We start from the raw sequence: 11,830 nt of genomic DNA, 5'->3' as shown, positions 1-11,830 counted from the left end.
TTTTTACTGAATTTCCTATCCGGTCTTGGCTTTGGTTCCGGGACCGGCTTGGATCGCAGTATCGCCACCACTGGATTGACCCAAGAATGTCTTAGCATCAGCAGCAGAAACTTTTCCTTTGCGAACCAAATCCTCGATATATTTTTCGAACAGGATCATACCTTGGCTTGAACCCGTTTGCATCGCAGATGCCACCTGATGGATCTTACCTTCACGAATCAAATTCGAAATCGCTTTTGTATTACGCATAATCTCGTAAGCAGCCACACGGCCTTGACCGTCCGCGCGAGAGAAAAGCGTTTGCGCCACAACTCCACGCAAAGACTCTGCAAGCATCGTTCTGATCTGAGCTTGTTGTCCCGCAGGGAAAACGTCGATGATACGGTCAATAGTTTTCGCAGCACTGTTGGTATGTAAAGTACCAAATACGATGTGACCCGTTTCGGCAGCAGTCAATGCAAGACCGATTGTTTCCAAGTCACGCAACTCACCCACCAGCAAGATATCCGGGTCTTCACGGAGAGCGGCTTTCAGGGCGTTGGCGAAAGTTTTAGTATGGCTACCAACTTCACGCTGATTCACCAAGGATTTGATATTGGGATGCACGAACTCGATCGGATCTTCAACCGTGATGATATGCGCTTCACGAGTTAAATTGATTTGATGGATCATCGCCGCCAGAGTCGTGGATTTACCAGAACCCGTCGGACCTGTTACCAGAATCAAACCACGATCACAGTCGATCATATCAAGAACCGCAGGAGGAACTCCCAGCTCTTGCGCTGTTTTAATTTTTTCAGGGATAATACGCATGACGGCGCCAAGGCCTTTACGCTGCATAAATACATTGCAACGGAAACGTCCAATTCCTGGCAGAGTATAGGCAAAATCGAGCTCCCATTTTTCAACGAAGGCTTTCTTTTGCTTTTCGGAAAGAATTTCGAAGATTAGTCCCTGAACATCCTGATTTGAAAGCTCACGATAGTTCAACGGAACCATGTTCCCATGCAGACGCAAATAAGGTGCGGCACCACTTGTAATGTGCAAGTCGGAAGCGCCTTGCTCAACCATGAGTTTAAACAGTTCATCAATCGTTGCCATTCTATTCTCCCTAAATGGTCTAATTCAGTGATCTTTTCGGTAAGATATGCTCTAATGTTTAAATATTAATTGCTCTCACGATTGTTTCTGGACTATTGAAGAGAGGTTGATCTCCCAAAGATCAACAGAGACGACCCAGAAGGAGCCCCCGTGTCCGCAGAAATTCTCATCAACGTTAGACCTCAAGAAACACGCGTAGCCTATGTTGAAGGCGGTATTCTTACTGATTTAAAAATTGAACGCAAAACTTCACCGACATTGGTCGGGTCTATTCACCGCGGGACGGTGATCCGCGTACTTCCAGGAATGCAGGCGGCTTTCGTGGACATTGGTCTTGAGAAAGCGGCTTTCTTATACGTTGGCGACATCCGCGAAGACGTCGACGATAATTTTCTTTCCAGCGTAGACCGCGAAGAACCTTTGGATGAGGGTGACGACGACAAGCCCCACTCTCATCAAGTTAAAACACCGATTCAGGATTTATTAAAAGAAGGTCAAAGTATTTTGGTGCAAGTGGCGAAAGATCCGCTTGGAACAAAAGGTGCCCGTTTAACAACGCACTTATCACTTCCAGGACGTTTCGTGGTGTTCTTGCCAACTGTAAGACACTTGGGAATTTCTCGTCGTATCGAAGACGAGGCCGAGCGCGACAGACTTCGTCAGTTGGTGCAAAAAATCAATCCCTCCGGCGGAGTTATCGTGCGTACTGCTGGCGATGGCGCATCCGAAGAAATGTTGAAAGCCGACATCGAATATCTTGATCGCATGAGCAAAGAAATCTTCAAGCACTACGAGAAAAAGAAAACTCCGGGCGCTTTGCACACGGAACTTGATGTTGAGCTTCGCGCTCTTCGCGATTTGATGAGTGAGGATGTTACCAGCGTTTGGGTTGACGACGTCGAAGTTCAGAAAAAAGTTGTGAAATTCGTGTCTCAGTTCATGCCTAAGTACAAACAAAACATCGTGCTTTATGAAGAAAGAAAACCTCTTTTCGATTTGTACGATATCGACATCGAAATTTCTCGGTCGATGGAAAGAAAAATCTGGTTGAAGTCCGGCGGATACATCGTGATCGACGAAGCGGAAGCTTTGGTTGTGATCGACGTGAATACGGGTAAATTCGTAGGCAAAAAAGACCTCGAGGACACGATTTTAAAAACAAACTTAGAAGCGGTTCGCGAAACAGCCCATCACCTGCGTATTCGTAATTGCGGCGGGATTATCATCATCGATTTCATCGATATGGAAAAAGAATCTCACCGTGAAAAAGTGATGGAAGCCTTGGCAGAGGAGCTTAGCAAAGACCGCGCGCGCACGAACATCGTATCGATGTCCCAGTTGGGATTGGTAGAGATGACTCGTAAGCGCATCCGTCCAAGCTTGATTAAAACTTTGTGTGAGCCATGCTCATACTGCGATGGCAAAGGCTATATCAAACGCAAATCTACAGTTGCGAACGAGATCTTCCGTGAACTTGAGCGCGACGCTGACATGTTGACGAATAAGAAAACGAACGTCGTAATCCATTGCCACAGTGAAGTTGTCGATTGGATTTACGAAGTTGAAGGCGAAAGTCTAGAGGGAATCGAAAAGAAACTCGGCCGCTCCGTGGCCTTCAAAATCGAGCCTAACTACCACTTAGAACAATACGAGATATTTTTCGTCTAATTTTGAAACACATCGACCAAGTTGAGGTCGGTGTTTTTCTAAAAATTCGTTCATTTTACTCTCTGATTATCCGACGAGAGTACTATGAAACACCTGGTGCTGCTGCTGACATTTTTACTTCTTCCGCTCCTCTCATGGGGCGAGGTCTGCAGCACATTTTCCAACACGGCGTTTGATGCCCTGAATGACCTTTCAAAGAATTCCTGCGAGCAGATAGTAAAATCAAAAGCCTGCACAGATCTTTACGGCAAAATGAAAGCTGCTGGGGAAAACCCTGCGGAAAAAGCTCCGAACTGCTCAGACGGAAATTCTCTGGCCCAAGAGTACAGTGCTTGGAGCTACACTTCCGGGTGCGCCATCGGTGGCTGGAACTTTGTGAAGGACACCTTTGTCGGTATGGGGACTGCTGTTGCTGATGGCGCAAAGAGTGTCGGCAAGTTTGTCGATGACGTCGAACTGGAAAACGCTGCTAATAAAACTTGCGACGCCGATCCGAATGGCAAAATGCAACTGATCGAGCAATACAATCAAAACGTCCCCAAGCTTTTGAAAATTGCAAAACCCTCGGACGCGGTTCTGGCAAAAACAAACTGCGCCAAAGTAAAAGCCACTATCAAGCTTCAACAAGGACAAAAGGCAGACGAACTAAGTCTTGCTTTGAATCGCAAGATGCTTTTGCAAAAAACCAGTCTGACAGCGGATGAAAAAGAAGTGGTCGAGTGGGGGCAAAGACGTCTTCCGGGAACTCAAACAAGTCTTTTGGATGCGGCGAAAGCAAAACTTAAAGAAGTCGGTGTGCGACTGGAATGCTACAGCTCGCAACAAGCAGCCGCCATGGTTTGCGAAGCTATTGCTGAAGTCGGCACTGTCGCCATTGGACCTGCGGGGTGGGCTTTGAAAGCCTCAAGAATGCAAAACATCGCAAAGATCGCGGGAGTTTCCATCGACGCCACAAAAGCCACCTCGGGCGCGCGTATCGTGGCGACAGCCGCGGATTTGGAAAAAGCAGCCAAGCTTTCTAATGTAGAACGCATCACTGCCGCTGAAAAATCTTTGGGCCGAACTCTGACGTCAGCAGAACAGAAAGCACTTATTGATGCCCATGAAGTCGCAGCCGGGACGGGGCGAGGTTACGGATCATACTCAGCTACCGACCTAAAAAACAAAGCAGACATATTAAAGACGGCAGGATTTAGCGAAACCGAGCGTGAGCTATTATTGCGCCAAGGTCTTGCGGGCTCTCTATCAAGTGGTATGGCGGCTCGCACTTATTCAAACACCATGCGCCTTCAGGCGGAGAAACTCTTGAGCTCTGGCAAAACCAACGAAGCGAAACAAAGCTTCCGATCGGCGGCGGATTCCTTCGAAACTGTGGTGAATGATGTAAAACTTACAAAGTCGGACCGTGACTACTGGATGGGCGCAAAAATAAATGCGAACGCCGAAAGATACGACAAAGCGGCGGACTATTTTATAAAGAGCTACAGTAAAGAAACCGGGAATTCTAAGTCAGAGGCAATCTACGAAGCTTTGAAGAGGGAAAAACAGGAACTTCGAACTATTTCGAGCCAGAATCCTTCGAGTGTTGCTGCGCAATCAAATTATCAGACGCACCGAAAATTGATTGAGGCCGTTGTGAATAATCCGCAGCTTCGATTGAGCGATGCGCTAAAGAGCGAACTTCTAAGACCCTAACACATAGGTAAATGTCCGAATATAGACACTAATTGCAGAACGGCTGGATTCTGAAAAAAGCTGTCTTTTTTATTGCCAAGAGTCGGCTGCACCGATAATCTCTTCTTCTTCCTGAAAAGCTGAAAAAATTAGCATGTAATAGGTTGACAAAGCCTAGTGCGAAGTGGCATTTACGACTGGCTTAATTCGGGTAGCTGGAGGTTCTAATGTACGCGATTATTCGTACTGGTGGTAAGCAATATAAAGTTCAAGCTGGTGATGTTGTTCAAGTTGATAAACTAGAACAAAAACTAGGTGCAGAGTTTGATATCAACGAAATCTTGATGGTTGGTGGTGAGTCCACTCATGTTGGTCAACCTCTTGTTAAAGGTGCAAAAGTAACTGTTGTAGTTACTAAGCAAGCTAAGACTAGAAAAGAAATCGTTTTTAAAAAGAAACGTCGTCAAGGTTACAGAAAATTCGCAACTCACAAACAAGAGTTCACTGAACTTTTCGTGAAAGCGATTTCTCTTGATGGTAAAACAACAAAAACAGATGCTACGCCAAATGTGGTAGACGTTGCTGCGAAACGCACTGAAGCTGCTGAAGCTCGTGTTGCTGCTCGCAAAGACCGCGCTGCTAACAAAAACAAAGGCGAAGAAGTTGTAAAAAAAGCTGCTAAAAAAACTGTAGCGAAAAAGAAAGTTGCTAAAAAAGCAGTTAAAAAGACTGCAAAAAAAGCAACCGCTAAGAAAAAAACAGCTAAAAAAACTTCTAAAAAAGCGTAATTAAAAGATTTTAAGCGAGGTTAGTCATGGCAAGTAAGAAGGCCGGTGGTAGTACAAAGAATGGTCGTGATTCACAGAGTAAACGCTTAGGCGTTAAACGTTTCGGTGGCGAAAAAGTGCTTTCTGGAACAATTATCGTTCGTCAACGTGGTACAAAATTCCATGTTGGTAACAACGTAAAAATCGGTCGTGACCACACGATCTATTCTGTAATCGAAGGTCTTGTTAAATTTGAGCGTTTTGCAAAAGATCGCTTCAAAGTTAGTGTTTATCCTAAAGCTGTCTAGTTCTAACTAGATCCACAGCTTCGATAAGCACCAAGAGATTTTACAATACATAAAAAGGAGCCTCTCTGGGCTCCTTTTTTGTTGTATATCTCTCCTCAAAGTATTGGTGCTCTTATGAAATTCATTGATGAAGTTAGAATTACATTAGCCTCTGGCCGCGGCGGTCCGGGTTGCGTTAGTTTCCGTAGAGAATCGGGTGCTCCTCGTGGTGGACCAGATGGCGGAGACGGCGGCAAAGGCGGCGATGTTATTATCAAGACTTCGCGACATATCAATTCCCTTTTCGAAATCAGACAAAACAAAAGATACGCAGCTCAAAATGGTGAGATGGGTTTCGGCCGTCAAAAACATGGTGCTGATGGTGAAAATCTAGTTCTAGTTGTGCCTCAGGGTACGATACTTAGAAATCTAGAAGGTGAAATCGTTGTCGATATGACTGGCATCGATGAACACGTACTTTTGCGTGGTGGCCGTGGTGGTAAGGGTAATGAGTTTTTCAAAACTTCCATTAACCAAGCTCCGACTCATGCTCAACCAGGTGAAGACAACGAAGAGTTGGAAGTTAAGCTTGAGCTTAAATTGATCGCTGACGTTGGTATCATCGGCTTCCCAAATGCGGGTAAGTCGACTTTGATCTCTCGTATCTCAGCAGCGAAACCAAAAATCGCAGATTATCCTTTTACAACTTTGACGCCAAACTTGGGTGTGGTTAAAGCGGGTGACTATAGCTCATTCGTGGTTGCTGACATTCCTGGTTTGGTTAAAGGCGCACACGAAGGTGTGGGTCTTGGTATTCAATTCTTGAAACACGTTGAACGTACACGCGTATTCATTCACTTGGTGGATGCATCAGGTTTGTCGGGCCGTGATCCACTTCAGGATTTTGAAGATCTTAACTATGAACTTAAGATGTATGATGAGAGCAATCAGGACAAAGAGGGTTTCTTCCCTTTGCAGACGCGTCCGCAATTTGTCGTGCTCAACAAAATTGACACTCTCAGCACAGATCAACTTGAAAAACTAAAATTGAAATTCAAAAAAGCGACAGGCTCTGCTCCTTTGGCCATTTCTGCGGTCACAGGGAAAAACATCACAGAACTTGTTACAGAGTTGGGTCGCCAGATTTTGAAGGATGAAGAATAATGAAAATTGGTATCTTTGGCGGAAGCTTTAATCCTCCTCATATGGGTCACATCAACGCCATTCAAACAGTGGCAAAGAAAATGGGCTTGAACAAAGTCCACGTGATTCCTGCAGCTCAAAATCCTCTTAAAACTCCAGTGGAAGGTCCTTCCGCAGAGCAACGCCTTGAACTTACAAAGCTTGCTTTCGCTCAATACGGCGAAACTTACTTCGTTGATGATCAAGAGCTAAAACGTGGTGGCATGAGCTATACAATCGACACAATCATGAATCTTCGCAAAACATACGAAGCATCTGATTTGTATTTGATCGTGGGCGCTGACAAGTTTGAGGAACTAAGTCAGTGGAAAGACTATTCCAAAATTCTAGCTGAAACGAACTTGGTTGTGACAACTCGCCCAGGTTACGACATGCCAGAGTCTTTGGATGAAATGCCTGGTTATTTGAAACCACTTGTTGCTGACTTCGATTTCAATTTCATCGAACTAACTACAGGTCGTAGCATCCAGTTCATTACTTTGCGTGATATCGAAATCTCTTCCAGTGAAGTTCGTAAATGGCTTCGTTCTGGGAAGCCAGTTGAGCAGTACTTGCCGCTTGCTGTTGAGACTTACATCAAAGAACACAAACTTTACAGAAACCTTGGCGATCGTATCGGTGACTACACTAAGTTCACTGAGTTCTGCGCTAATGTTTTGTTTGCGAACAAAGGTATTAACGTTCTTGGTTACGATCTAAGAAAGATCACAGCTCCTAGCGAGTTCGCTTTGATCGCATCCGGTACTTCCACTCGTCATGCGACGGCTATGGCAGAAAACATCGTGATCGCAGTTAAAGAAGAGTTCAACGTTCATCCACAATCCGTAGAGGGTGTTGATGAAGGTCGTTGGGTTCTGGTTGATTACGGTACTTTGATCATTCACGTATTCTATGATTTCGTACGCCTTGAATACGGTCTTGAAAACTTGTGGAGACAAGGAACAGTTTTGCCTCTTAAAGATCCATACGTTGGGAAGCAACAGTAATGAAATTCATTTTGTACAACCTCGCAACCGCCAAAGAGGCGTGGGCTGATGAGGTCAGCGGGTTGTACAAAAAGAAAATTTCCTTTTTCATTCCCTTTGATATTCAAAGTCTGAAGGCTAAAAAGTCTGCTCGTGAAGATGCAGACTTTAAGCGCAATGAAGAATCAGATCTCATTCTTAAAAATATCAATTCCGACGATTACGTCATACTTTTTGACGAGCGCGGATCGGTTTTGGATTCAATTCAGTTCTCAAAAAAAATCGAAAATATTCTGGGAAGTTCTAAGAAACGGGCGATATTTATTATCGGCGGAGCCTTCGGCGTCAACGAAGAGGTTCGGAAGCGTGCGGATTTGAAAGTGGCACTTTCCCCAATGGTCATGAATCATTTAATGGCGCAAGCGATGAGCTTGGAGCAAATCTATCGCGCCTTTACAATTATCAAAAAGATTCCGTATCACAATATCTAGGATAGTAGACGTACAGCGCTTAAAATCCTGAGTTTTTAGAAATAAAAAAGGCTCCCGGAAGGAGCCTTTTTAAGTTACAGCCAAGGTGGCTGGTTGCCGAGTTCTTTTTCTGGATCGCGGCCTAATTCTAAAATTCGGTTCCATTCTTCAGGAAGAAAGACTTCCTGTTCTTGCTCGGCCATGTCCTCATCAATTTTAGGAGGCTGCATGCAGGCGCTGTCTGGATCGAAGGCGTCTTTAGAGCAGATTGAGTAGTTCACCGCCGTTTTGTCTCCTCCGATCGCCTCGCCCCATTGAGACAAAGTTAAAGGTTGGTGAGGATTCAACGCCGGATCTAGAACGTATGCTGTGTTATCCACGCGATAGATAACAGCAACGTGGTACCACCACTCCACCCAACCATTGGGTGAGTTGTTAGTCGCTGCGTGAAGTTCTCCGAATGCGAAAACCTTTTTAGGAGAGATAGCGTGATTCATAATCAGATGTTCTGCCGCCAGTTCCGCACGGGCATAGCAACCGTCATCAGGGAAAAGCCAAGTCAAGCGACGAGGAGTGTATCCGGCTTTCACGAAATAAGAATCCCGAATGAAGTAAAACTGAGCGACAAGCTCCTGATACGACGAAAGAGCCGGAATTTCGTTTAGCTTTAGTTGAGACATGGGTTTCGCCAAGGACTCGGGACCGGAACCAGAAAATTCACTATCAAGATCAGAAAATAAAACATTTCCACGGCTGCGAGATTTCGCATCTTGGAAGGATTCATTCGCTTGGCGATGAGCAGGCAATCCCGCATAGGCATTCGGAGCAAGTATAACTAAAGCTGTAATCAGACCTGTGATTAATTTCATGAAAATCCCCACCCATTTTGGGTTCTAAGACGCCCTTAGGATCTTGTCAAATGAAAGGCAAAGGGGTGGATTGGTAATTGCTCCAAGAATCCGCAATGAACTCTATAATCAAATTATTAAACCGCTATATTTATCCCTGTCTGCACTGCGGATCATTGCTGAAAAGCGAAGGTTTGCTGTGTGAACATTGCCGCCAAAGGCTAAACAGTTATCTTGGGCAAAACCTGGAAGTGCGGCCCCTGGCAATCTTCGAGGCTTTGGCGTTGTTTCGCTGGAATCCTGGAACTAGTGATCTGTTATCGACGCAAATTGCGGGGCTTAAAGGATATCATCACCGGCCCGACTGGAGTTATTGGGCCACCCGTTTTGCGACCAGAAGAATGTTGCAGGGTCTTCCTGACCGAAAAATCATAGTCATTCCTGCCCCCTCGAAGAATCACAAAAGGGATCACGCCCATCAATGGGCGGAAGCTTTGGCAAAGGCAGTAGGGGGAGAGGTGCATCCCTGTTTGAAAAAGGTAACGACTCGGAACCAGCGGGGCGCAACCCGAGATAAGCGGGTTGAGGTTATCTTGGAGCTCGATGAAAATTCTTCAGTGGTGTCTGAATATTGGTCAGAGGCCCTGTGGGTGTTTGCCGACGATATCGTTACCACGGGCTCCACGGCGCTTGCCGCGTTCAAAGCCCTTGGAAGTCCCCCTCATTTTGAAACTTGGGCCCTGGCTCATAGGACGCTTACTTGCGGAGACTGACCCCTTCTGCTATAACGCCCGAATGTTTAAACAAATCAGTGCCTTAATTTTATCTCTTGGACTTTCAGTCAGCGCATTTGCAGCCGATAAAACCAACGCCACTCTTAAGAAAGTTTCCGTAAAGTATCGCGCGGCGAAGCTTGTGGAAATGTCTGTTGAAAAAACAGTTAAGTCAGATCTGACAGGAAAAGTGGCAAAGTACACAGGCACTCTTTCAATTTCGAATAGCAAATTTCGCCTAGAAACAAAAACTCCAGATGAAGCTCTTGTGGTTTATGACGGAGTTACTATCTGGAACGTACAATATCCGCCGAAGGAATTTGGTGGGGATCCACAGATTGCTCGTGGCAAGCCCGATAAAAAAACACGCGGGCAATTAATCGCGGCGACGTTGATCGGTGGCGATATCCAAAAGACTTTCAAAGTAGTGGACGAGAAAAAAGACGGAGAAACTTCATCAACTCTGTTCATCGCTCCCAAGGATGATCTTCCTGTTAAGAATTTACAGATGATTATCGACTTGAAAAAATCTGAAATCACAGAGATTTCATATACGGATGACCTACAAAATCTTGTGACGATGAAGTTCTCGGACATCAAACTCAAAGACAGTATCAAAAAGAATTTATTTAAGTATGAACCACCTAAAGGTAAACCGGTAACAAACCTATGAAGCAAGAAACAGTTGAAAACAAAAAAGTACACTTTATCAGCTTGGGTTGCCCAAAGAATCTCGTAGATTCCGAGATCATGGCGGGAACTCTAATGAAAGATGGCTTCCAAGTTGTGGGCGAAGCTGAAGAGGCTGATACAGTTATCGTTAATACTTGTGGTTTCATCGAAGATTCCAAAAAAGAATCGATCCAACGTATTTTGGACATGAGCGATCTAAAGCAACAAGGTAAAGTTAAAAAAGTCGTTGTCGCTGGTTGCTTAACTCAGCGCTATAAGGACGATCTTGTTGAGGGTTTGCCAGAGGCGGACTTGTTCGTTGGTTCTGGTGAATTCCAAAACATCTCTAAAATCTTGAAGAACTCTGAAGCTGGCGAAAAGCAAAAAACTTTCTTCAATCTTCCGACGTATCTTCAGGAAGAAGCAACTCCGCGTGTGAACTCACAACCGGGCCACCGCGCCTATTTGAAGATCTCCGAGGGTTGCATGAAGCGTTGTGCGTTCTGCGCGATTCCTTTGATCCGCGGTAACTTGCAGTCCCGTTCTATCGACGCCATCGTTGCTGAAGCAAAATTGCTGGTTGCTGGCGGAGTTAAAGAACTAATCATCATCAGCCATGACTTCACTGACTATGGTTGGGACATCCGCCGTAAAGATCCAACTCGCAAAGAAAGTCCCGTAGAGCTTTTGAAAGCGCTTGAACACGTTGAAGGCCTTCAATGGATCCGTTTGATGTACTTGTATCCAGATGGCATCACGCAAGAGATGGTTCAAGTTATCAAAAACAGCAAAAAGATCGTGCGTTACTTCGATATGCCACTTCAACACGTGAACGACGCGGTTCTTAAATCAATGAATCGTAAAATGACTCGTGATGAAATCGAAACAGCTTTGATGAACATTCGCGAACACCTGCCAGAAGCAGTGATCCGTACTCAATTCATCGTGGGGTTCCCTGGTGAAACTGAAGAGCAATTCGAAGAGCTATTAAACTTCGTCGCCGAACAACAGTTCGACCGCGTGGGTTGCTTCAAATACTCTCCTGAAGAAAACACTCCAGGTGGCCGTATGGACAACCAGGTTGATGACGAAACTAAAGACTACCGTCACGACGCTTTGATGGAAGTTCAACAAAACATTTCCCGTAACAAACACCGTGATTTCGTCGGTAAAACGATCGAAGTTATCGTGGAAGGTTTCTCTGAGGAAACTGATTTGCTTCTTCAAGGTCGTTTCTGGGGTCAAGCTCCGGATATCGACGGCGTTGTCTTGATCAACGACGGTGAAGCTAAAGTTGGCGATATGGTTAAAGTCCACGTGACGGACTCTATGGAATACGACCTTATCGGTGAAATCGTTGCCGAGAACTAAACTTCTGCTAAATACAGAAATAAAAAAGGCT

The 11,830-nt window shown here is 45.2% G+C and carries 12 protein-coding genes; 10 read left to right on the top strand and 2 right to left on the bottom strand.

Annotation, left to right across the window (positions count from 1 at the left end; genetic code table 11):
- Window positions 1-15: 15 nt before the first annotated feature.
- Window positions 16-1,101: a type IV pilus twitching motility protein PilT gene (locus DOM22_RS19505; RefSeq protein WP_142701978.1), complete on the bottom strand. Its 1,086-nt coding sequence runs from the start codon at window positions 1,099-1,101 to the stop codon at window positions 16-18.
- Window positions 1,102-1,251: 150 nt separating this feature from the next.
- Here DOM22_RS19505 and DOM22_RS19500 point away from each other — a divergent pair, with 150 nt between their 5' ends.
- The 7 genes from DOM22_RS19500 to DOM22_RS19470 all read left to right on the top strand — a co-directional run bounded on the left by DOM22_RS19500 (window position 1,252) and on the right by DOM22_RS19470 (window position 8,156).
- On the top strand, window positions 1,252-2,769 hold the full coding sequence (locus tag DOM22_RS19500; RefSeq protein WP_142701977.1) for an Rne/Rng family ribonuclease: 1,518 nt from the start codon (window positions 1,252-1,254) through the stop codon (window positions 2,767-2,769).
- 84 nt (window positions 2,770-2,853) lie between these two features.
- Complete coding sequence (locus DOM22_RS19495; protein ID WP_142701976.1) at window positions 2,854-4,464, top strand: hypothetical protein; 1,611 nt, start codon at window positions 2,854-2,856, stop codon at window positions 4,462-4,464.
- Window positions 4,465-4,670: 206 nt separating this feature from the next.
- Window positions 4,671-5,231: a 50S ribosomal protein L21 gene (gene rplU / locus DOM22_RS19490; protein ID WP_142701975.1), complete on the top strand. Its 561-nt coding sequence runs from the start codon at window positions 4,671-4,673 to the stop codon at window positions 5,229-5,231.
- A 26-nt stretch (window positions 5,232-5,257) separates the two neighbouring features.
- On the top strand, window positions 5,258-5,518 hold the full coding sequence (gene rpmA, locus DOM22_RS19485) for a 50S ribosomal protein L27 (protein ID WP_088615960.1): 261 nt from the start codon (window positions 5,258-5,260) through the stop codon (window positions 5,516-5,518).
- 114 nt (window positions 5,519-5,632) lie between these two features.
- A complete protein-coding gene (gene obgE / locus DOM22_RS19480) occupies window positions 5,633-6,661 on the top strand; it encodes a GTPase ObgE (RefSeq protein ID WP_142701974.1) in 1,029 nt (342 codons plus the stop codon).
- Window positions 6,661-7,686, top strand: coding sequence for a nicotinate (nicotinamide) nucleotide adenylyltransferase (gene nadD, locus DOM22_RS19475; protein WP_142701973.1), 1,026 nt, complete (start codon window positions 6,661-6,663; stop codon window positions 7,684-7,686). Before obgE ends, nadD begins: the two co-directional genes overlap by 1 nt.
- A complete protein-coding gene (locus DOM22_RS19470) occupies window positions 7,686-8,156 on the top strand; it encodes a 23S rRNA (pseudouridine(1915)-N(3))-methyltransferase RlmH (protein ID WP_142701972.1) in 471 nt (156 codons plus the stop codon). The genes nadD and DOM22_RS19470 overlap by 1 nt, the downstream gene beginning before the upstream one ends.
- Window positions 8,157-8,230: 74 nt before the next feature.
- On the opposite strand, the gene DOM22_RS19465 is transcribed toward DOM22_RS19470, so the two are convergent.
- The gene (locus tag DOM22_RS19465) at window positions 8,231-9,004 is read right to left on the bottom strand and encodes a protein-glutamine glutaminase family protein (RefSeq protein ID WP_142701971.1); all 774 of its coding nucleotides are present in this window, start codon (window positions 9,002-9,004) and stop codon (window positions 8,231-8,233) included.
- Between the two features lie 95 nt (window positions 9,005-9,099).
- On the opposite strand from DOM22_RS19465, the gene DOM22_RS19970 reads away from it, so the two are divergent.
- Genes DOM22_RS19970 through rimO form a run of 3 tightly spaced genes read left to right on the top strand, consistent with a single transcriptional unit; the run spans window position 9,100 to window position 11,799 of the window.
- Window positions 9,100-9,756, top strand: a complete 657-nt coding sequence (locus DOM22_RS19970; protein WP_168196703.1) for a ComF family protein — start codon at window positions 9,100-9,102, stop codon at window positions 9,754-9,756.
- A 22-nt stretch (window positions 9,757-9,778) separates the two neighbouring features.
- Window positions 9,779-10,429 (top strand): outer membrane lipoprotein carrier protein LolA, encoded by a 651-nt coding sequence (locus tag DOM22_RS19460; protein WP_168196702.1) that lies wholly within the window; start codon window positions 9,779-9,781, stop codon window positions 10,427-10,429.
- Window positions 10,426-11,799 (top strand): 30S ribosomal protein S12 methylthiotransferase RimO, encoded by a 1,374-nt coding sequence (gene rimO, locus DOM22_RS19455; RefSeq protein ID WP_142701969.1) that lies wholly within the window; start codon window positions 10,426-10,428, stop codon window positions 11,797-11,799. The genes DOM22_RS19460 and rimO overlap by 4 nt, the downstream gene beginning before the upstream one ends.
- Window positions 11,800-11,830 lie beyond the last annotated feature (31 nt).

Source organism: Bdellovibrio sp. ZAP7 (assembly GCF_006874645.1).
Lineage (GTDB): Bacteria > Bdellovibrionota > Bdellovibrionia > Bdellovibrionales > Bdellovibrionaceae > Bdellovibrio.
This window is presented reverse-complemented; position numbering and strand designations above follow the sequence as displayed.

Coding starts and splice junctions, on each gene's coding strand:
- DOM22_RS19505 (WP_142701978.1), bottom strand. CDS start 1,101: ATGGCAACGATTGATGAACTGTTTAAACTCATGGTTGAGCAAGGCGCT.
- DOM22_RS19495 (WP_142701976.1), top strand. CDS start 2,854: ATGAAACACCTGGTGCTGCTGCTGACATTTTTACTTCTTCCGCTCCTC.
- rplU (WP_142701975.1), top strand. CDS start 4,671: ATGTACGCGATTATTCGTACTGGTGGTAAGCAATATAAAGTTCAAGCT.
- rpmA (WP_088615960.1), top strand. CDS start 5,258: ATGGCAAGTAAGAAGGCCGGTGGTAGTACAAAGAATGGTCGTGATTCA.
- obgE (WP_142701974.1), top strand. CDS start 5,633: ATGAAATTCATTGATGAAGTTAGAATTACATTAGCCTCTGGCCGCGGC.
- nadD (WP_142701973.1), top strand. CDS start 6,661: ATGAAAATTGGTATCTTTGGCGGAAGCTTTAATCCTCCTCATATGGGT.
- DOM22_RS19470 (WP_142701972.1), top strand. CDS start 7,686: ATGAAATTCATTTTGTACAACCTCGCAACCGCCAAAGAGGCGTGGGCT.
- DOM22_RS19465 (WP_142701971.1), bottom strand. CDS start 9,004: ATGAAATTAATCACAGGTCTGATTACAGCTTTAGTTATACTTGCTCCG.
- DOM22_RS19970 (WP_168196703.1), top strand. CDS start 9,100: ATGAACTCTATAATCAAATTATTAAACCGCTATATTTATCCCTGTCTG.
- DOM22_RS19460 (WP_168196702.1), top strand. CDS start 9,779: ATGTTTAAACAAATCAGTGCCTTAATTTTATCTCTTGGACTTTCAGTC.
- rimO (WP_142701969.1), top strand. CDS start 10,426: ATGAAGCAAGAAACAGTTGAAAACAAAAAAGTACACTTTATCAGCTTG.